This is a genomic window from Enterobacter sp. Acro-832, from assembly GCF_011752745.1.
Taxonomy (GTDB): Bacteria; Pseudomonadota; Gammaproteobacteria; order Enterobacterales; family Enterobacteriaceae; genus Enterobacter; species Enterobacter quasiroggenkampii.
In genome coordinates this window covers 15,196-36,594 of sequence record NZ_VWWX01000009.1, presented here as the reverse complement: position 1 = coordinate 36,594, position 21,399 = coordinate 15,196, and the positions used below count along the sequence as shown (strand labels likewise).

17 protein-coding genes are annotated in these 21,399 nt (G+C 55.5%); all 17 read right to left on the bottom strand.

What is annotated here, in order from left to right; genetic code table 11:
* Positions 1–26: 26 nt before the first annotated feature.
* Positions 27–5,450, bottom strand: coding sequence for a conjugative transfer relaxase/helicase TraI (traI, locus tag F3J31_RS21290; RefSeq protein ID WP_167215227.1), 5,424 nt, complete (start codon positions 5,448–5,450; stop codon positions 27–29).
* Entirely contained in the window at positions 5,447–8,014 is a 2,568-nt protein-coding gene (gene traD / locus F3J31_RS21285) for a type IV conjugative transfer system coupling protein TraD (RefSeq protein WP_167215224.1), read from the bottom strand. The genes traI and traD overlap by 4 nt, the downstream gene beginning before the upstream one ends.
* 114 nt (positions 8,015–8,128) lie before the next feature.
* Positions 8,129–8,440, bottom strand: a complete 312-nt coding sequence (locus tag F3J31_RS21280) for a hypothetical protein (RefSeq protein ID WP_167215220.1) — start codon at positions 8,438–8,440, stop codon at positions 8,129–8,131.
* Positions 8,441–8,630: 190 nt separating this feature from the next.
* Positions 8,631–9,362: a conjugal transfer complement resistance protein TraT gene (traT, locus tag F3J31_RS21275; RefSeq protein WP_032641144.1), complete on the bottom strand. Its 732-nt coding sequence runs from the start codon at positions 9,360–9,362 to the stop codon at positions 8,631–8,633.
* 147 nt (positions 9,363–9,509) lie between these two features.
* The gene (locus F3J31_RS21270; RefSeq protein WP_167215217.1) at positions 9,510–10,199 is read right to left on the bottom strand and encodes a hypothetical protein; all 690 of its coding nucleotides are present in this window, start codon (positions 10,197–10,199) and stop codon (positions 9,510–9,512) included.
* 1 nt (position 10,200) lies between these two features.
* A complete protein-coding gene (traG, locus tag F3J31_RS21265; protein ID WP_167215214.1) occupies positions 10,201–13,491 on the bottom strand; it encodes a conjugal transfer mating-pair stabilization protein TraG in 3,291 nt (1,096 codons plus the stop codon).
* Positions 13,491–14,855 (bottom strand): conjugal transfer pilus assembly protein TraH, encoded by a 1,365-nt coding sequence (gene traH, locus F3J31_RS21260; RefSeq protein WP_167215211.1) that lies wholly within the window; start codon positions 14,853–14,855, stop codon positions 13,491–13,493. The genes traG and traH overlap by 1 nt, the downstream gene beginning before the upstream one ends.
* Positions 14,852–15,115: a hypothetical protein gene (locus tag F3J31_RS21255; protein ID WP_167215208.1), complete on the bottom strand. Its 264-nt coding sequence runs from the start codon at positions 15,113–15,115 to the stop codon at positions 14,852–14,854. Before F3J31_RS21255 ends, traH begins: the two co-directional genes overlap by 4 nt.
* Positions 15,116–15,132: 17 nt before the next feature.
* On the bottom strand, positions 15,133–15,744 hold the full coding sequence (trbB, locus tag F3J31_RS21250; RefSeq protein WP_167215205.1) for an F-type conjugal transfer protein TrbB: 612 nt from the start codon (positions 15,742–15,744) through the stop codon (positions 15,133–15,135).
* Positions 15,734–15,952 carry a hypothetical protein gene (locus F3J31_RS21245; protein ID WP_063154486.1) on the bottom strand — a complete coding sequence of 73 codons (219 nt, stop codon included), beginning with the start codon at positions 15,950–15,952 and terminating at the stop codon, positions 15,734–15,736. The genes trbB and F3J31_RS21245 overlap by 11 nt, the downstream gene beginning before the upstream one ends.
* Positions 15,949–16,440 (bottom strand): hypothetical protein, encoded by a 492-nt coding sequence (locus F3J31_RS21240; protein WP_167215202.1) that lies wholly within the window; start codon positions 16,438–16,440, stop codon positions 15,949–15,951. Before F3J31_RS21240 ends, F3J31_RS21245 begins: the two co-directional genes overlap by 4 nt.
* A 9-nt stretch (positions 16,441–16,449) precedes the next feature.
* Entirely contained in the window at positions 16,450–17,232 is a 783-nt protein-coding gene (gene traF, locus F3J31_RS21235; protein ID WP_167215199.1) for a type-F conjugative transfer system pilin assembly protein TraF, read from the bottom strand.
* Positions 17,229–19,088, bottom strand: coding sequence for a type-F conjugative transfer system mating-pair stabilization protein TraN (gene traN, locus F3J31_RS21230; RefSeq protein ID WP_167215196.1), 1,860 nt, complete (start codon positions 19,086–19,088; stop codon positions 17,229–17,231). Before traN ends, traF begins: the two co-directional genes overlap by 4 nt.
* A complete protein-coding gene (gene trbC / locus F3J31_RS21225) occupies positions 19,085–19,708 on the bottom strand; it encodes a type-F conjugative transfer system pilin assembly protein TrbC (RefSeq protein WP_167215193.1) in 624 nt (207 codons plus the stop codon). The genes traN and trbC overlap by 4 nt, the downstream gene beginning before the upstream one ends.
* Positions 19,709–19,718: 10 nt before the next feature.
* Positions 19,719–20,714 (bottom strand): conjugal transfer pilus assembly protein TraU, encoded by a 996-nt coding sequence (gene traU, locus F3J31_RS21220; protein ID WP_167215190.1) that lies wholly within the window; start codon positions 20,712–20,714, stop codon positions 19,719–19,721.
* Entirely contained in the window at positions 20,711–21,034 is a 324-nt protein-coding gene (locus F3J31_RS21215; protein WP_167215187.1) for a hypothetical protein, read from the bottom strand. Before F3J31_RS21215 ends, traU begins: the two co-directional genes overlap by 4 nt.
* Positions 21,035–21,090: 56 nt before the next feature.
* Positions 21,091–21,306, bottom strand: coding sequence for a hypothetical protein (locus F3J31_RS21210; protein ID WP_167215184.1), 216 nt, complete (start codon positions 21,304–21,306; stop codon positions 21,091–21,093).
* Positions 21,307–21,399: the final 93 nt, after the last annotated feature.

The following is a 21,399-nucleotide window of genomic DNA, read 5'->3' as shown; positions in this document are numbered from 1 at the left end:
CCTGATTCTCATGATTAAAAGGGGGATTAACGTTCTTTCTGAATGGTTCGGGTGAGGGTCTGTTCTTCACGCTCCAGCGTGCGGCCGCGTTCAGTATTTTCTGCCGCCCTGAGCATGTCTCGTTCAGCGTTTGCCAGATCTGCAATCACACGCGATGCCCGCGACTGTTCACCAGCGGTCTTGTCAGCACCTTCCAGCTCGCTTCTGACGCCTGCAGCGGCTTTTATTTCCTGTCCATCGGTGTTTTCCTCACCTCTGACCCTGGCGATCACATCCGCATCCGGGTTGAGTGGTTCCGGTTTACGCGGGTTAATGTCTTCCGGTTTCAGTCTGATCACCTCTTCCTGTGGAACTTCCGCCAGCAACGACTCCGGCTGCCTGCTCCGTCCGGCTTCTTCATTGCGAACCTGGTCTGCCAGCATTTGCTCGCGCAGCTGCTGTACGTTCTGTTCGTCCGTCAGCGTGGAGACAATACCCGGCGACACATCCTGCTTTGTCCCACCGCTTACCTTAAGCAGCCATGCTGAAGGCGGTTCATCACCGGTCTGCCAGACCACGCCGTCCTTTGGATGATTTCGTACTGCATCGAGTGCAGCCGTTAGGTCGCTGGCCACAATCGTGTTTCCGGACTGACTCCGCTGCAGCACGGCGCCACGGGCACGCTCTGTCATGACCATTCGGGTCGCCCCCTGAGTCATCCGTCCTTCCGGGCTGGAAACCAGGGAAACCAGGGCCAGGCCCGCACTCCTGCCATTGTTGTCATAAACCGGCAGCGCCAGCGCCGGTTCAGGAAAGCGCCGGGTGGCCGGGATGATTTTTGCCGTCAGTGACGCATCCTGCATGCCCTGATGGCGCACCCAGGCGCGACCGATGGCCGTTTTATTCACCGGCTGCCCCATTGCCCAGATGGCTTTCGCCTGTTTGCGCTGCGTTTCCGGTGCCAGCGCATCGTGCGCAGTTTTGATATCACGCTCCGGTGTTTTTACCGCCTTAACCCAGTCCGCTTTCCCGTCGGTGTATATCTGGACGTGCTCTTTCACGCGTGAGGCTGAAATGTAGAAGGCACGACGGGAAGCCAGTGCCTTACGTCCGTCTTTCGTGCCCTCAAGCGCAATGACATAATCACTGCTGGCCCCCTGTGCGCCGTAGCCGGTGACGGCCCAGCCGTAGTCGATATGCTGCTGCGCCCGGACCTTCTCCGGATTGATGGTGACGCGACCGTTCTCCCCTTTCAGACGGATATTCCCCTCCTCGCTGACCGACTCCACCGTATAGCGCTGGTTGGCCATCTGCCCCTGTTCGCGATCGGTCGCCGTGAACTTAAGCAGATCGCCGGAACGGACTTCCATCTCGCTGCGGCGAAACAGCTGCACGTCACCGGTGATCAACTCCTTCGGTGAAATCAGAGCAATCTTCCCTTCCTCATCACGTACCGTCACCGTTCTGCCGTTACGGTCAACAGCCACCACATCCTGGTAGCGGTCACCGCGTTTAACCACCATCCCTGCTTCCCAGGCCTCTGTTTTGTTGAACTCATGGCGCGTATGGGTGATTTTATCGAGCACAGGCACCTTAATGGCCTTCTCCGCCAGTTCTCCCCGCGCTGCAAGCGCGGCATGAATGCCGGCATTTATCGCTTTACGGTCGGCGTTCAGTTGCGCAATGATGAGCGTACGGGACCGCGCCTCCGGCGTCCGGCCCGTCCAGTCCGCCACGATGTCGTTAACAGGCGTCTCCGTTTCCTGAATCGCACTTTCCGGGAGCGCGGCTGAAGCGCTACGCGCCACACGGTCAGCCGGCTGGGTTTCAATGCGCTGCAGGGCCGCATCGATCCGGTTATCGATGATGTCGTGAACGGCGCCGCGCAACTGCAGGTCTTTCTGACGGACGATTTCCTTCATGATGGCCACATCCATCGGGCTTCGCTCCTGCATCAGCTTAAACGGCGCGCCCACGTCGACCGCTTCAAACTGGTCGATATCCCCCATCGAGACTGCACGTCCGCCGCCGCTGGCAATGGCCTGGAACAATGCCGCCGTATCCTGGTTGCCTGCCATTGATGATTCATCGATAAGAAACACCTGTCCTTTATAGTCAGGTTTCCCGCCTGCGGCCGTCGCCTGGTCATGCTCAACGACAAAGGATTTGATGGTCTGCGCCCGGACACCGACGTCGCTCATTTCTTTCACCGCCTGGTGCGTAGGAGCAAGCCCCGTCATCACCGGACGAACGTCCGTCGGTAGGGTCTCCAGTGCAGATATCACCGCCTTCAGCTGCGTGGTTTTCCCCACGCCGGCATAGCCCTGAATCCCGATAAACTGATCCGTGGTACCCAGCACCAGGGTGGTCGACTTTTTCTGGCCATCGGTGAGTCCGTTCAGCACGGCCTCCGGTACCTGTTCCAGCAACGGCTGCTGCGTACCTTTCCCTTCCTCCACCACGCGCAGAATGGCTTTCTCCATCTCCCAGGTGGACCGGGACACCAGTACCGGCTCTCCCCCTGCGGATACGGACAACAGCTCGCCATTTTTAATCATCGCGCCAATTTCATTCCCGATGGCTTCGAGGTCGGGATGATATTTCTGCGCTTCCGTCGCCAGCTTAAGCTCGCTGATCACCACGGTGCGCTGGTCGTTAATGGCACGCCAGACGGCCAGGCCCGCGTCAGTCCTGACGCTGTCATGCAGTGAATCAACCGCCTGACTGACGTCCTGGTGACCGCTCAGATTTCTGACCAGCTGCACGGGAGAGGCATTGGTCTTCATACGCTGCAGCCGGGCTTCAGCCCGGTCCTGCACTTCGGCGGTGAACACTTCCGCCCGGTGGCCACTCTGTGCCAGCGAGTTCATGGTCTGGGTCGATATGTCGCGGCTGTTCAGCGCGGCCAGCACCACACCGGTGTCGTTATCCCGTCCGCCCGGCGCGGTCACGTAAGCATGTGACAGATAGAGCGGCTGGTCTTTTGGCAGAGTCAGGGTGTCTTCCCCCCGTTTAACCTCAATCCCCTTTTCACTTATCCCGGTCACCTCAAGACGATCTTTGGCCTTCAGGCTGTGCTCGCGGTCACCCGCCACGGACAGCAGTTTTTCGCCGGTGGCCACGCTGAGGGTTTCACGGCTGAAGAGACGCCAGTCAGCGCTGATATCCCCGATTTTCATCCGGGTCAGCACGCCGTCACCGTCGATTAGCGAGAGGACTCGCGTGTCCTCATGCACCCGGTCAATCACATAGGACTTACGCTCTTTTGCGTCCGTGCGATCTTCAAGCACCATGCCGGGACGGTACGAACCTGGCATGCGGCGCGTTTTGCTGTCGAGCCACACCGGCTGCCGGGCCTCTATCTCCACGCCGTCACGCCCCAGCTGCCCTGCGTTCTGCAGCGCCTCACGTACCAGACCCGTCAGCTGCGCCTGTTCACGTTTGCCGACCACGACGGCGGTGACGTTATCAGTTCCTCCGCTCAGCTCTGCAAACCGGTTGGCCAGCGCCTCGTAACGGTCGCGTTTGTTCGGAATACTGACCACTTCGGCCTCAAGCCCGGGCGCAGGCTCCGTGCGGCGGGAGCGAGCAACTCCCGCGGACTCCAGAACGGACATGGCGTTACCGTTCGCCTGCCGTCCGGCACTGTCGAGAAAGACGAGCTGTGCGTCCTGCGCGCGCGCTTCGCCCAGCAGAACCAACGTCTCCTTTAGCCCCAGACGCTCTGCCCCTTCGATAATCAGCGTGCTCTGGGGTTTAAGGTGGAAATCACCGCTCAGAACATGCTGCCGGCTGATAATCCGTTCACGCAAATCGTCGGATTTTGCCAGCGAAATGGCGCGCTCGGCAGAGCTGGCCAGCACCTGCACGTCACGACCGTTCGCGCCGGCAATACCAGCCAGCTGCGCGGTCAGGTCACGGATGCCCGCCACGCCTGACGGGGCATTCATCAGAACCAGGGCGTCCTTCTCCACAACTTCAAGCGCCGCCGGCGCGTACTGCGCCGGGCGGGTGAAACTGACGACTTTTGTGGATTTGAGATGCTCCTGACTCAGCGCCTGGATCGAGAGTTCATCCAGCAGGTGAATACGGGAGGTGAAAACCCCTTTTTCACTGTCCAGCGGCACAATCATGCCGTCCTTCAGCGCTGCATCGATGGCCACACGAATATCCTTAATCTCCGGCAGCCGTTCACTCAGCTCAGCGGTGGTCATCATCAGCTCGCCCAAGGTGAAGCGCGTTTTACTGTCGCTGAGCTGCGAGATGGCCAGCCGGACAGCCTCAGTCAGTTCCGGGCGGGGTATTTCAGTGTCCAGCTGCGCTGCAGGAAAGCTCCTGGTTACCGGCGTCTTTTCGGGACCGGTCTGTGCCGGCTGACTCAGCGTGTCAGTCTGTTGTGGTACTGGCTGACGGGAGAGACTCTCCCGTTCTGCGGGTTGAGCTGGTGTATCGACGCTCTTTTCTGCCCTGGACGACGTCTGCAAAGAAGCCTGTTCAGGCACGGCGGGAACCGCTTTAGCCTGGTGATCTCGCTCCGGCTGAGGCGCGGTCTCACGAAGACCTGCATCACGCGGCACCACGCTTTCCTGATACGCCTTCAGGTCAAATCCTTTCTCCTTCATCTGGCCCAGCCAGCGTTCCATCAGGCGCATCCTCGAAGGGTCGACTTTCGCCCTGCGGGTGTCTTTGGCGGCCACATCCCGGCTGCGCAGCGTGGCTTCAGCCCCCACGGCCCCCTGAATTTCCCGGCCCCGTGAGGAATACTCGTCCCTGACTTCTTCCGGAACGCCCTTGATTTCCCACATGCCATGCTTACCTACTTCTTCCACTTCATGACCGAGCGCTTCAACCCGCTCGCGCAGCGCGCTGCGATAGATTTTGCCGAGCGTGACCTGGTGCTTCATGACGGTTTCGATAAAGCCGGCGTTATGGATATAGTCCGTGGCCAGGGCTTTCCATTTGCCCGCATACTCCGTCATGTTGGCAATCAGGAGATGGGTGTGCAGCTGAGGATCAAGATTGCGCGAGGTATCATGCGTATAGGCGGCCGCCACCATCTTGCCGGTGTGTACAATGGACGTAACGCCGTCTTTCGTGTCGCGGGCCGAGATGAGCTTCTCCACATAGCCAGCCGCCACGCGGACGGCATGGTTATGTGCTTCCACCATTTCTTTATCATTCCCAATGAGCGCCAGAATGGACACGCTCTTGGGAGCGGAAAAGGTCAGGTCATGGCCCGGGCGGTGGACGTGCTGTCCGTTAACCTCCTTGCCCAGCCGTGAGCCGTCCGGCAGACGGCCCTCGAGCACGGCCGTCAGGTCATCGCCACGGACGTTGCCCTCAAGGCCCAGCTCTTTTGCACCTTCCCCCATCCAGAGGCTCTGCAGGCTGCCCAGAAAATAGTAGTTATCGGAATTGCTGTAGTAGCCTGCAGCCTCGCCGGCTGACGCTACTGGGGCGACTGACATCATAGGTCATGCTCTCTGTCGTAATAGTGATGGTCGTTTTCGTCGTAACCCGGATCGTCCGCGTGACGGTGAATTAAAATGTTCTCTTCTTCCTTCGCCAGTTGCCGGCTCGTCCGGTGTGCTTCATCCGGGGTCTGCGGTGTCACTGACTTCCCAGCCGTCGTCAGACTCAGGCCGCCGTCTGGCAGTGCTGTCACCTTCATATCCAGGTTCATTGATTCGCCCGCATTCTCGTTGGCCTGATCTTCTTCTTCGCCTGAGGTGGCTCCGGTATTGAGCCGCCGTTTCAGCATCCCCAGCGCGCCGACTGCAGCTGGCTCGGAGGGAGCATCCAGCTGGGTTCTGCTGCGGATTTTTTGCAGTGCTGCAGGTATTTCCGGTTTGAGGGGCGCAGTCTCTTTTTGACGAGTTACTGAAGGAGGAGAAGACCGAAGTGAAACGACGTTGTCTTTTTTGTCTTCGGTGACAGGGTCTGTCACCGTGCTGTGATTTTCAGTTACGACTTCCGGTACCACTGGCGCTGCTCGCGATGTGACGGGCTCCCTGGCAGGTACCGACTTCTGTTCAGGTGCAACGCTGCGTGATGGTTTCGGCTCCTCCATTCGGGCATGAGCCACTTTTTCGACGGGCGATGTCGCCGGAGAGCCGGATGCGCCTGCAGACGAAACCGGAGCAGGAGCGCCAGCTACAGATGATGTGTCGCTACCCTTCTCCAGCACTTCGTCACCGGTCGGGAACGTCAGACCTGCCGCTGTCGCTGCGCGCTCATTCTCCTTAATAACGTTCTCCAGCTCCGGACTCAGTGCATCGCGGATATTGCGCTCGAGAAGGCCAGCGTGACGTTTTTTGAATGGACGGTATTTCAGCTTCAGGCGAACGACCGGATACTCGCCTGGAAGACGCACATAAAAGTTAAGGTTTGGCAGCCGCATGATCTGCTCGTAGTCGACAATCGGGTTATTGACCTCGTCCTTGCCGAGGGACACACCGTCACGCACCTGATCCATACCGTAGCTGTTTGATTCACGGATTTTGCGCGTACGCTGCTTACCGAGTTCTTCTTCGACCACTTTGGCCATCTCCGCACTCGGCGAACGACCGTACATACGGGTATTCATCAGGTCGAAAATGCTTTTAGCCAGCTCGCGGCCGTAGACGTGAACCAGCTGCGCCATGTTCTGCATCCCCAGCACGAAACAGCCGCCAAACTTACGCGCTTCCGCCAGCGTTTCAGCCAGTTCCGGGATGCGCTGAAGGCTCGGGGCTTCATCAAGAATGAACCATACGCGCCGCTCGCTGTTTTCCCCCATGCTCTGCAGTAACAATGTGGCCAGTGACACCCAGAGTGAAATCAGTGGTCGCACACTCTTACGGTGTCGGGCCTGAGTGGAAATAAACAGCCAGCTGTTGTCATAACGCTCCTGCGTCATCCATTCCCGAATGGTGAAAGGTGGTTTGGTGCCGTCATCCAGCCCCTGAAGAAACCGCAGCGCTTTGGCGTAGTTGGTCACCACCGAGCGAATGGAGATTGCTGTTTTCTCGATCTTCTCCTCAACCAGGTTGGCTGAAGGCGTATTGACAAGATATTCACGTAAACTTTTCATGCTGAGTGACAGCAGGGTTTTGAGAAACTTCTCTATACTCCTGTCCGGGTCAACCGACATACGTATCGCGAGGTCAGCGCAGATGGTCCGTGAACTTGAAACCCAGAATGGATCGGACTCCCCTTCCACCGGAATGAGGCTGGCAGCCAGGTTGTCATAATCGACTGCATCAATACACTCACCCCACATCTGCCAGTTGGCACAGCGTTCGTCGTGGGCATTCAGGATGAAATCGGTGGACGGGTTGTAATGGGTTTCGGTAAAGGTACAGCCGGAGTCGTAGATGATGGCCCGATCACCACGTTTGCGTATGTAGTCCAGGAGCCAGCGGATGATGGTTGATTTACCCACGTTAATGGTGCCATGCATGAGGAAGTTCATTACCTCAGCCCGTTTAACCATGTGTAAATCAGCCACCCGCAGATCGGACAATTCACCGTTTTTACGCAGCAGCTTATTCACTTCAGCAGGTTTGTCGGTCAGCTGCATACCGGAAATGTATTCGTCTTCACTTTCCTTACGACCGATATTGGCGATAAACCATGTCACGGCGATAAACACCACCATACTGAACAACCCACTGGCGCCGGCCGCCCATTGCAGCTCAGTCAGGCACTGGTCACCCATAGCCTGCATGTATGGGTCCGCATAGATCTGCGGCAGGGTCATTTTGAGCACCATCATCGTCGCCGTTGGCGCATACCAGTAGTGGACGTCGTAAATTTTTGGCGTCCCCGTTGCCGGCATCAGATCGATAAAACTGCTGTTGATACTGGCGAACCACCACAGGGAGCCGTTATCAAGGGCTTCCTGTGGAATTCGCCAGAGAAAAATGGCGGTAGTCAGCACGGCGAACAGGATGAAGATCCAGAATCCTATCCAGTTGTTCACCTGAATGAACATGCGCCAGCGGTAGGCGGTCATCTGCCCGCCCTGGGTGAGGTTTTTTCCTGCGAAGCTCATAGAGTGTTGTCCGGCCGTTATCGCATCACCTGCGCGGTGATGTGTGTTATCAGAGAAGAAAAGTTGAAAAGGTTGCTGTAAAACGTGGTATCGCGAGGGTAAAGCGCCGGTTTATTACATCAGGCTCAGCTCATATCTGGCCTGCTGGCACCCGTCCTCCCAGTCCTGTTCATTAATACATGCGGCCAGAGAACGGACTGAAGAGGCCACATCCTTATAAACCGCTGAATGCCATTCCTGAGGTTTCAGATCATAAAGGGTGAATTCATAGCCAGCCCAGCCAGCAATGATGGTCATACCCTGCCCCTCCGGAAGTGAAGCAAATACATTCAGATAGGCTTTCGCCACCATCAGCTCGCTTTCCAGATGGATAAGCGACCAGAATTCAGCTGAGTAATCTGCACGTTCATATATCTGATGCATCATGATGGACGAACTCCTTTGAAATTAAGGACGCAACGCTCGCCGCAGACAGGGCTGCGCCAGGCGCAGTCATGCGAGGAAGCGTAATTACTGGTAACTGACAGAAAGCACTGACGCACCCTGCCCGGAATGAGCACGGTTAAAAATCAGCTGTGCGGGAGAACGGCTGCGACGATCGCCGCAGCCGCAGGTATTACATGATGCCGGCGATGGACTTGGCCAGCTGCGCTTCCAGGACAGGTTTCGCCTCTTCAAACTTGAGATTCACCTTGTTGGCGTTGGATACCACGCGAGTCTGGTATTTAGCACGGTTGCCCTGCTCCGTGCTGGTCTGCAGCTTAATACCTGACGTGCCCTGTTTCAGGGCGGCGATATTGTCGGTAGTGACGGCCGCTTTGCTGCGCTCGGAGATTTGCAGATCGGTCACCATCGTGTAGTTCACGTCTTCAACCATTGCATCTGCAGCCATACCAATCAGCCCGGTGGCCAGCCCTACACCCAGCGTTGCGCCAGCTGACGACGAGTTATACGCCGTAATACCCGCGCCCAGTGCCGCACCCATTGCCGCACCTTCATACCCGGTCTTAAGGAACCCCTGTGCATCGCGCAGATCCATTTTTTCAGCTTTCAGTACGTTTGCCTGAATCCAGTAGTAGGCCGTGTCCGGAGAGCTGGAGACGCGGTAGCCTTTCGCGGCCAGTTCATTTGTAATTTGTGCCTGCAGACCAGACATGTCCTTGTCAGAGGTATTACGGATCTGCAAATAAACAGTCTTCTCTGATGATGGTTCCAGCCAGATGGTTTCACTCATCTGGGTTTTGACATCAAGATTACGTTTCTTCACCGCAGTGGACATGGCGCCACAGCCTGACAGAGCGAGAGTAGAAGCGATCAGACCTACAACGGCTAATTGTTTTAATTTCATGAATTCATCCTGTGCATAGAAAAACGTCCCCGTTAGCGAGATATAGCTAACAGAGACGTTATCGGCTGATTTGAAAGGGAATTTAGGTTAAATAGATGATTGGCTTAGATTACTACAAAAATTAAGGGGGCCATTGCCCCCTTACTCTCAGTATCCCCGGTTAGGGTCATACGTATTTGAAGGTTCGTTAAAGTTTGTTCCCCAACTGTTTCCGTGTATATCCAGGCCAGAGATGCCACCAACCATTGGCATTCCTGATGCTGGGTTCACCGTTATTCCATTACTGAACGAATCGTTGAAGGAAGTATTTAAAGGAACAGGGGTTATACCGGCATCCTGGATACTCATTTGGCTGCTTGAAAAGCTGATAATTTTGTTGTCACTAGCGTTAAGACGTTGAGCCTCATTATCTGGTAACACATGAGCTATCCCGTTCCGGATAAGGTATATCCGCCCATTATCTTCATCCTTAAGAAGGGTATTATCCTTGTAAGTAATAGGCCGCAATACTGCTCCCACTAGGATAAAAGCTATTAACGAGTGAACAGCTATGCCTGCTATTAAAGCACTTTCTGTATCATTACCTACAAATGCCATCAGGAAGGTTAGCAAGACTGCAAGCACTCCGTTACTCAGGATAGTTGCTTTTAAACCCATCCCTCTTTTGCTGCTTCGTAACTTCCAAAAGCAGAGCAGATAGATAGCGCTGGGGATAATTGATAAGAGCATGCTCTTAGCCATAAATGGCACGTCAAAAAGTACCTGCATGCTTAAAGAATAAGCTGCATAAATGCCGATTGGAATGAAACAACAATAAGCACTTACTTTTTTGTTCATTTTACCCTCCAGTTTTCTTCCTTAATTCTGCCACTCTCTGTTGCAGTTCATCTGGTTGGAGATCATTAAACGGATTGAGTTTACTTGATTGATCCAGTTCAGCTTCGGCACGACCAAGCTTGAATCGCCCTTGACCGATTAAGTTTTCTCCTTTCAGGATATCACTGGATGCCTGAACAGTGGATTGTTTTTTATCAATTTCTCCAGCAGATTCGTTGATTTTATGCTCATTTTCAGATCTTTGTTCCGCCACTCGGCGCTGTAATTCATTCTTGTGACCAAAACCCTGCGTGGAATGTTCATGCAACTTAGCCTGATTTTCTTTGAAGGACTCCTGCATAGCATCACCACGTATTTTTTCGCCGCCAACATTAATTCCTGAACGGCTATGAGTAACTTCACTCTCCTGGCCATACGTGTTTCCTTTCTCCCTAATGGCTCCTGAATGATGGAACTCCGGGTGCGATTCTGCAATGTGGCCGGTTCTTTCATCCGCAGTGGTGCGTCCACCGGCAACAACCATGCCTGCCGAAGAGGTGATATTACCCGAGCTGCTTCTCTGTCCGGCTGCTTGTCCCTGATGAACAGTTGACTGCTCCATACCCGGCGAAACAGAATCGTCTGTTCTGGCAGAATAATTCCCACCCTGCGGGCCTCCATATTCAGCGCCCTGAGTCGTTCCGTAAGCCTGGGCACTGCCAACACCTCCCGATCTATGAGCACCGCCATCCTGAGAGCTGTAACTGACTCCAGCATCATGACCAGATGAACCTGATACCTCTTGACTGCCACGCGCTGGCTGAACGATATGCTCCCCACTGAATGCTGCATGTTCCTGACCGCTGGTAAGATCTGAACGCCCCTGCTGATAATCCCCCATGATTTCTGGTTTGAGCCGTTCATTTACGAACTCCATCGCCGCTTCGCGCGCCGACGGCGCACTTGTCAGCATGGACTGTGCCTTATCGCCGTATTTATTGGCCGCCCAGTCCACAAACTCCTGTGTATAGTTCGTATCGAGGCTTGCACTCTGGTTCTGAGCAACGGTGGCCATCCTGCTGAACTCGCTACTCTGCGTCGAACTGGTGGTGTACTGATGGTACTGGCTTTCAGCATCATTAAGCGTTGCAGCCAGCTGCTGAACATTACTGCTTGCAGCATTCTCTGAATGATTCGCGCCATCGGTGATACGGCTACTTTTAACCATATCCATACCCTGGCGGAAGTCATTAACTGCCTGGCTGTTCTGATCATGCCGCATATCTTGCGAATGGGAATCTGAATTCTGGATTCCTCTTGAGCTGCCCGTCGAATGCCGCAAATCTCCTGATATACTTCCTTCAGCACCTAACTTAACAACGCCCAGATTAAGCCCCCCTCCGGCCGTTCCTTTAATGCCTGCAGATATAGACCCCTGATTACTGATATCCATCAGTTTGTTATAGGCTTCCTGCGTCGAGATGTTATTCGCTTTCGCATAACTTTCAGCGGCAGACAACATCATGCCAGCACCGCGTGTTGCATTAGTGGCCTGGCTGTTTTCGCTGCCTTTGATCAGGCTGTCGCTGGTACCGGTCTGGTTAGAAAGCTGGGACAGCTGTGACCAGCCACTGGTGACGCTGTGGTTGTAGCCATCGAGCGCCGTCTGCGCCTGAACCTGCGACTGGCGGGCTGACTCCTGGAAACCACTGCTGGCCAGCTGGCTGAGCTTCATGTTCACCGGCAGATTCGACATTGCACCCGAGCCGTCGATAACCGTATGGCCACCGGCCGTCTGAGTCTGCGTGGAGCCGTTATCCGCCTGCCAGGTTTGCTGACCCTGACGCTGCATCAGGTTGGTATCCATCTTGTTCTGGCTGACATTGTCCATCGACATGTTGTTAAACGACCAGTTTCCGTCCGCTGTGGTTGCTGCCACACCAGCTGACGTGAAGGCGCCCGAGCTGAGTACACTCCCTGCCACCTGAGAACCCATCGCCGCAGCACCTTTGATTAGATAGAACGACAGCACCGGAATGGAAAGGGACAGATACCCTGCCAGATTCGCCACGTCCGAATGCTGCAGCGCAACCACATCCTTGTTGGCCAGCACCAGGGGCGTGCCCCCGGACTGGCTCTGCAGCCAGTAGTTGGCGGCATAGTTAAGAATGGCGAACATCACCGGCCACATCTGGAAATAGATAAACCCGGAAACGTATATTTTCAGGGTGTTCAGGCCAAACATCGTGTGATTCGACGCGGCCAGCGCAATCATCAGCGGGAACAGGCACACCAGGATAAGCATCAGCAGGGACTGTGCAAACGGCAGCGTGCGGGTCGCCAGTTCGTTACCTGCAGCCCAGGCGAGACGCTGTTTTGTAGCCGCGTTCTCGGTGGCCAGATTAAGCAGGTTAGCCGTGTCTGATGAGCGAGCGGCAAATCCCTTGATCCCCTGCCGTACTGCACTGTTCGTGATGTTGTTCTTCATGATCTGCGCAGCAGTCATACCACCGGAATAAAAATATCCGTAGCTTTCCCCCATAGCGTTGGCCAGAAGCGTCGCGCCATTCAGCTTGTTGCCGAAGACCTTTCTCGTCAGCCAGGTAAACGTCGCACTGCCCGGGTTGACGTCGGTATTGGCCAGCTTCTGTATCTCCGTTGCGGCCTGCTGACAGGTCAGGAACTGGCGTGAAGTGGAGGTCATCTTAAAGATGCCCCGCAGCGGGCTTGGGTTACTGGTTATCAGCGTCAGCGGGTCAGTGGAATTGAGCAGCTGATTGATGGTGTATTTACCATTCAGAAGAATGTCGCCGATCACACAGTTTTCCACATAATCCGGCAGCATCTGAGCCAGCTCCGGATTTTGCGTAGCGAAATCGCTTGTTTCCGCCACAATCTGCGAGCCAAACAGCATCCCGGTTTTGCTGTAGGTCACCGAGTCGGGTCTGGCCATCAGCATGTCGTAAACAGACGCCATCTTATACCCGATACTGGTCGTCAGCGACGCGATGGCTGCCAGGCCAACCGGTACGTTATCAGTAACCCAGACTGCACCTGGATCGGACAGGTCAATGACCTGCACTGAGCGTTTCGGTACCAGCAGGATGGATGTCAGGATCATGAAGACCGCCAGCCACTGGACGAAAACCATCGGGTTACGTTGTTTGATGAAAGTGAGCAGTACGGCCAGCACCCCGAAGGTGCCGGCAATACGCATTAATGTGTGGAAAGTATTCTGACCGACAAGGGTGACTACGGCGTCCAGCGCCGTTTTCCACATTCCCCCGCCATAAATAGTGTATATCTCAAGCATCAGCGATCACCCCAGTGATAGTTGCTTTGATAGGAGCCTGAAACAATGGTGGATACCTGCTGCTGCAGGTACTGCATGTTGCGGTCGATACCGTCCAGCGCGTTCTGATCAGCTGCGGACTGCAGCTTCATGTCGGCGAGAAGTCCCTGCGCATGAATAATGTTGTCGCGTAGTTTTGCGGCAGCTTCTTCAGGGAAGTTCTTGCCAGCCAGAGACAGGCTTGCCTGTTTCACCAGCTCCTGGAGGTACTGAATCATCAGGTCCTGGGCAATGAAGTCGGAAACCTGCAGAAGGTACGTGGCGCTCATCCCCATACTCTGGGCGTTAGTCAGATACTTCAGCACCGGTACAGAGGTGGTGTTCACAAAGCCTTTTTCCTGATCGGTCAGCGCAGTATCGTCGACCAGCTTGTTCTGCATTGAGAGCATCAGGTTTTTAACCAGAGTGACCAGAGCGTTGGACTCAGAAATCGTCAGATTGGTGACAACAGGTCCCAGACACAGAGTGGATTCATCACATCCGTAGACCTTCGCCGTTCCCCCGCGCATCAGAACCTTAATCAAATCGCGGTTATCAACCAGTGGCGTCAGAATTGTCACATCGCCATTCTTGTTGAAAATGATGGAGCCGACGGTACTCATTACCAGCTCCTTCAGCGCGCGGTCGTTGCCGAGAAGACCATTCTTACTGAGGGTGTCCCAGATAAGGTTTTTGTTCTTCAGCACCTGATCCTTCTCAGCATCCCCTGCCTTAGCTGTGACTTTGTCGCCCTGTCCTCCAACGGTGCAGCCCTGTCGGGAAGCCGCCCAGTCGGAAAACATGTTGGTTTCACCTGCAATGTCCTGACAGATTTTCTGCTGGGAAACCTGCGTCACTGGCCACAGCCCACCGATAATGCCCTGAGCTGCCTGGCACGAACTCATGTTCATGGAGTTAACATCACTGGCCAGCTTCTGCAGGAAGTCTTTAGCCTGCTTCAGCTCCGGTACCATCGTCTGCAGTGCCAGATCGAAAGCATAGCCGGCAGCGTTGCTCATGATTTGCTTCACGAATCGCTGGATTTCCTCGCCGCTAATCATACTGAAGGACCCGAGATAGGCGTCGATACCGCCGCAGCCGGCGTTCAGGGAAGGCAGCTGCATCGAGATCAGCTGGACGTTTTTGACGGGGTTCCGGAGGTAAACTGAGCCGCCGGAGAAGTACCCGGCCGCCTGCCCCTGCCAGGCCTGCGCCTGAGTCACGTTGCCGCTGTAGCCCAGATTATTGAAGAAGCCGTTCAGATCGCCGTTGACGTCCGCCTGAGCCGTCAGTGCAGTCAGTCCTCCAACGAAAACGGCACCGGCTGTTATCAAAGCCTTAATCATGCAATCTCCTCCCGGGGTTTCCTGGCCAGGGTCTGCCGGCAGACGTACAGCCCGGTGACGGTGAATAAAAAACCGATGCTCAGCGAGATAAGCAGGAGCACCGGAAAGTCCTGCAGACAGGTTGTCAGTTCAGGACGGTCCAGGACGCTGACCACCCGGTGGGCCAGTACCCCATAGAATGCTGCGGACACAAGCAGCGTCACGCTGAATAACAGCCACACGCGCTCGGTACGCGATAACGCATACATATTTGTCGTCATTTTGTAGTCCGTTTGTATTACTGAGGGGTGACCTGCGCGCTTGCCGGCATGGGCGGCAGCGTTTTCGGATCGACGTTGTCCATGTCAGCCTGAATCAGACTGGCCATCCGACTCTCCAGTGCGGGGATGTCCATCACGCCCTGGGTGAGTGGATAGGCTTTCAGGGTATTGACGTTGACCATAAAGGCTGTCGGTGTCGCGATCGGCAAACCGTTTCCGAAGAAGGTGACAATCTCGTCTGCGATGGGTGAGTTAGGGTCCGTCTTACGTGGGACCATCGGGGTCGGATAAGATACGTCCCCGCCGCCGTCAAGGGTGTACGGGTATACCCTGATGGCATGCTCATCGGCCCAGCCCTTCAGCAGCGGGTCAAACTTCGCGCTGTACTGGCAGTGCGCCTGCATAAAAAGCACCACAGCATAATCTTTCATGTTAGCCCGACGGCCGTCCGGCAGCGCCATCAGGCTGGCTGGCGCGGGTACCGGAATGGTGGAGGCGGTGATGGTTGCGGCGTCAGCGGATGAAGCCGTTTTTGTCGCTTCAAGCGCCATTAACTCCTCACGCACACCGGCGTACGTCAGCAGGGGCAGGGATAACAGGAGTGCAGTGAGCGCAGTTTTAGTGTTCATGATCGGCTTCCTTATGCGCTTGCCCTCTTTCGTAACGGAACCAGCGATACACGGCATAAACCACCATCCCTGCCGCACCTGCCCACATACCATTACACAGCCATAAGAGCCCTTGCTGTGTATGTTCTACGGACCAGGTCATTAGCTCGCTCAGTACGCGCGCCATCGTGCCCCAGAAAATCAGTCCTGCGAGAATAGCGGGTTTCATTCGTGTGTCTCCTTGTTCTGCCGTGCCAAAACCGAATGCGTGTCTGGTGAAATTTTCTTTCGGGCGGCCAGGTTCAGGCCCCGGAATACAAACCACACTCCAAAGCCAAATATCACCGCCATCAGCCAAAAGTTGCGTAGCGTTGCATCAACCGAACGCGCCCAGGAATCGCTGTCCACCCAACCGCGCTGACATAACACTTCAGGCGGTGCTTTCTCTAAAGCGGGGGGCACGGGCTTTAATGACTCTCCGGGTTGAGGCGGCGAGAAGCTTCCTGGCATCACATTTTCATTAACACAAGCCATCACCTTGCCGGCAGGTACGCCATCAGTCAGGTCATGAAAAGTCGTCAGGAATTGCTGGGAAAGGGAGCCTTGTGACGTCGCCAGCATCACAAAAACATACATCGCCAGAGCCGGGCCGAAAATCAAGGAATACATGGCAACCCGCACGGCTTCACCGATAAGGGTAAAAAGTCTATATGGCATAAGCATCTCTCAGGAATTGGGTTTAAAGCCGGTGGCCACGTTCAGGAATCGCTTCGACAGGTCATCCTGCGTCATGAAGCCGTAAGACAGCGCGCGGTAATTCTTGCTTCGTGGGTCAACAAGGTAGAGCGCCGGGAAATGCGTAATATTCATCGACCGGGACTGCCCAGTATCCGGACGGCTCTGCGGCAGGGAGGCAGCCACCTGACCGTCAACCGATACCGGGATAAGCGAAATACCGTTGGCTTTCGCAAAGTCCGCCACCACGCCCGCCATCTGCACGTCAATCGGGTCACTGCCCCGGTAGAAGTAGAACAGACCGTACTGCTGCGCCAGCTGCTCCACGGCGCTCTGCCGCGTCTGCTGGTCACGGGTCTGCATAAACGGCGCCATGCTGTTGTAGTGCGGATACTCCAGGTTGTAGTCGAGGTCCGGATGGCTCAGCTGCGCCGCCGCAAAGGACTGGCTGAACATCGATGCACGATCGGTCCAGAACTTTTGCCAGCGCAGGAACGTCGCCGTGTTTTCCCGAGAGGGGAACAGGATGGCGCGATTAAGCGCCTCCTGGGTGTATTCTTTCAGTACCCGGGCCTGCTCCATCGGGGACATTTTGCTGAGATCCGGAATGGCCTGCGGCGCAGGCTGTTGCGGCTTTCTGGACTGCTCCGGCGGCTTTTTGGGTTCGTTGTACCAGGACCAGCCGGTGAACGGTTCTGCCGGCGTTACAATTTCCTCGGCCAGCGCCGTATGGCTCGTTAGCGCCATAAGCAGGCCACAGAGGACGCGCTTCATTTCCCACCTCCCTGCTGGTTCACCTGCGCTGCGATACGATCCTTTATAAGCTGAATCTGGGTACTTGTGTCCGGCACTTTCTGGTTTTTTATTAAATCCTCATAAAAGTCAGAGAAGTTGATTTTGTCGAAGTTGATTCGCTCCAATTCCTTTTCTGTCATACCCCGGCAGTTCGGACTGTCTCCGCTGCCGAACTTCACACCCAGTTGGTCGCGACGCCCCTGCTCCTGAATGATGCGGGCAAGCTTGCCGTCAAAGACGCAGTAGACCTGACTTTTCTGGATGCAGGCACCCAGCACCTGGCGGTCACACCGCTCGCCGACGCTGACGGTGATTTTCTTCGCCTTCGCCTTCCCTATAGCCTTTTCTTCATCATCACATGAGGCCAGACCGGCGCTTTGTCCCCAGCCTGAGTCTTTACAGCAGTTAGAGAACCCTGCAAAGGCCTTACGGCACCGCATGGCTTTACCCGTGAAAACTTTTACATCAATGGCGCTGCTGGCACCTTTTGCATCTTCAGCCGCCGAGGCAAGACCTGCCAGTTTGGCCACCGCCGTATCAAAACCACTGCTTCCGGCACCATTGGTCTCATCACATTCGCCTGACTTACAGATGTAGTCGCCACCGCAGACCAGGCCACCCGACTGATGCGTGGTCTGACACTGGTAGGTGTAACTCATGTGGGTACACTGCCCGTCGGTTGATTCGGTGCAGGTCGTTCCGGCCACTGTACATGACGGGTTTGTCATCAGCGTTCCGCAGGTTCCCGTGGAGTCGGACGGCACGACATAGTTATCGGTGTACTCCCAGCAGTCGCTATAGACGTCATAGCTCTGACCGTTGTTCACTATGGTTTTGTTTCCGCCCGGAGAGGTGCAGGTTGATGTGGTTTTTTGCGCCTTCGACATATCCAGGCCACAGGATGAGGACCAGTTCACTTCCGGGACAAAAGTGGTCTCAACCGCGTTCATGACGAGTACCAGCGTGAAGCCTGACGCGCCTGACTGAAAGTCAGCTATCTGCTCCTGGATATGTTTTCTACAGACCCCCTGATTTCCGCTGGTACATCCGGTGCTTTGATAGGAACCGGCAGGTAACGAGCCCCCCTGCGACAACGGTGTCCCCGGAGCGCCCGGCATCTCCCAGTCAAACGCCTTCCCGACCATAGTTTTGCTGATGCCCCACCAGGAGATTTTCCCGGCATTGACATCGCGATCCGCCCAGTAAAAATGCGCGCTGATCACCGGTCCTGATGCCGGCGCTTTAAAACTAAAACTGAAGGAAGTACCGTTATTCGTAAAAACAACATCGCCATTGGCCGCCGTCAGTGTGAAAGTTTTCTGCACTGTCGTGGTGGAAGTATGTCCGCCAGGTGTTGCCGTTCTTGAGCAGGCTTCCACTGAGGCAACATCCTTATCACAGGTGTAATTTTCAAAGGTGGTTTTCGATACCGTCACCTCCTTACACTGGTTCGCGGTCCCGTTCAGCACACCGTCAGCGCCAGCTTCCGCATTTTTACCGATAGTGATGAAAGGTGCGTTCGGGTCTATGGCGGGCGTCGGGTTCGTTTTTCCGGAGTTGATAACCGACTGCGCTGCGTCATTGCCCTGCAGAGCGGCCTGCCCTTTGTTGGCGAGCCCACCATCACCACCATCCACGCCGCCGTAATACCCTTTCTCCGGTGGGTTAGCGGTATAGCCTGGTATTGCCCCCGTGACGGTATCCGGATTCTTCAGGGCTCCCGTGCCGGCGGAAGCATTGCCCTTGCCAAAGCTCGCTCCCGCCTCAAAGGCAGGATCAGCTGCGCCAGCCAGAAGCGGAAAAAGCATCAGTATTGCTGAAAGTAGATTTTTCATTTTGCGGCCTCCAGAAGATGGCGTGCCGTTGCCGCACAATCACCATTTTCTGCCACTTTTTCGAGAGCCTGCTGCAGGGGCAGACTTCCCCTGATTACGTCATAGTGGCCAGGGCAGGTCACCACTAGGGCGGGTACCGTGGTGATGTTGTACTGAGTGAACAACGTTGGATCGATTTGCACGCCAGCGTCCTTGTCCTCCTTACTCAGCTCAAACATTGCCGCCGCGGTCTGTCGCATGTCGTTATTAACCAGGCCGCGCAGCGTTGGCGGAATGTTGTAACGGCGGGCATCCTTCAGCATCGGCAGCAGACCTTCACGTGGAATACCGAGGCTCACAAAGTAAATAGCCGGGAACGTGTCTTTTTCCCCCATCTTGTTGGTCTGGGCTGCGATATCGCCCTGCAGGCGGCTAATCAGGTCCAGTTGCTGCTGCGGTAAGACGGGTGCGGCCGCCGGATGCCCCTGCAGGTCTTCCTTCATCGCTGTCAGCGCATCCTGCTGACCTTTGATCCAGCTATGGTCGGAGACGGAGATATCGGTCTGGGCGCTCGCCAGGGCCAGCGGCGCGAAAGCAATCATGACGCTGATCGTCAGCGCCCGGAGATAAGCGTTTTTCATTGTCATGTCCTTAAAGGAATACGCAGTTACGTTTGCGCCAGAAGAGGTAGCCGAAGTTCTTTTTGGAGGATGGAGAGTTATGCGTTGTGCCCCAGAGCTGCGTGCTGGCCCCGAAGGGATGGCAGTTGCCCGGTTCGGGGTACATGTTCACCATCTGGTATCGCCATCGCTCTTTCGGGATGATCGGGGATGGATACTGGTTACATACGGCGACGTCCGCGCCCACAGAGTTCCATACCAGCCCCTCACGATGCATCTTGAAGGCCATTCGCTCTCCGACCAGCAGAGAGGCCTCGAGCGGAGAAAACTCACCGCTGGTATAGCCGGTTAGCGGATAGATAGACCCCTGACTTCCCGCGCACCAGAACAGCGGCGACAGAGGAAGACCCGCAGATGATGCAGCTGCGTCAGCTGCACAGGCACCCTGAGCTATCAGGTTGCCGAACAGCGCAGCCTCGGGGTTAATCAGCATCGAAAGCGTACTGTCATTCCAGAGAGGATCAACTTCGGAGAGATAGGCGATATCCATGTCGCCGGTCTGCAGACACCCCAGACTGGTGATGATGTTCAGCCAGAAAATCAGCGGGTATTTGTACCAGTGAACATGGTAGAACGTGCCGGCAGCGGGCCGGTCACTCTGCCCTGCTGTTCCCGTTCCCGTACGCCCGAGATCGATTTTAAAGCCCCCCATGTTGACCATGACGCCCGGCTCACGGGTTACGTCCACCATCGCCATGGGCTCCCAGAACCCAATGGCCAGACCGATGCGGTAGAGGATACCTACCGGACAAATCTGGATCGGCGAAGACGGATTGTTGGTGTCCTTTTGCGGCCCGGACGCCAGCTGAATATTGCCCAGCGTCATTGGGAACAGGCACTTCCAGCAGACGTCACTTATCGGGTTAACCCAGCGTCCATCACCGGCATTGCTGGCAGCATTAGCCTGAACCGGTGTCCATGACAGAAAAATTAGCAACACACCGGCAAGCCATGAAAAGTGCTTCATTTCACCTCCCGCAGCCATACACAGACCGGGCCGTCCTCAGTATCATGAATGGAGCCAATGAACCAGCCCTCCCCCTCTGGTGCGGAAGGGAGCCAGTCACTGATGTTTTGTTTTCCCTTTTCCCAGTCGGCGATCACCTGCCGAGGCGCGTCGTTTTCCATCCAGCGGGTGGCACAGGTCAGATTATGCTGGCGCATCCAGTCGCCGAATTCAGTCTGTGTGGCCTCATCACTGGCAGGTACAAAATAATGAGGGTGCGTCCAGAAGCCATTGCGGTCACGGGTAACCGTCACCGGCCTGACAGATTCAGGGTGAGTCATGGGGTATCTCCGGGAGTGCCGCTGCCACCGGACGGCGGGAGGGCTTGAAAGTAGGACTAGTGGTTTTGGGTTTTGTCGGCCGCTTTCATGATGAATGCCAGCCGCTGGTCTTTGGACATATCCTCAAGAGCCAGTAAACCAGCTCTTAACACTATTGAGGGATAATAAAGGGGATTTTCTGCAAGAATGGCCTTAAGCCGTAAAGCCGATTTTTCATCATGACGAACGGCTGTAACATTCTGGCCCTTTTCAGTATCAGGGTCTTTTTTCATGGCGTTACCTGGTCGGGGTTAATCGGAAACCGGGATGACATTCAGGCTGAGGCGGAGCGCAACGCAGTGAGCACCGAACATCCTGAAGGGCAG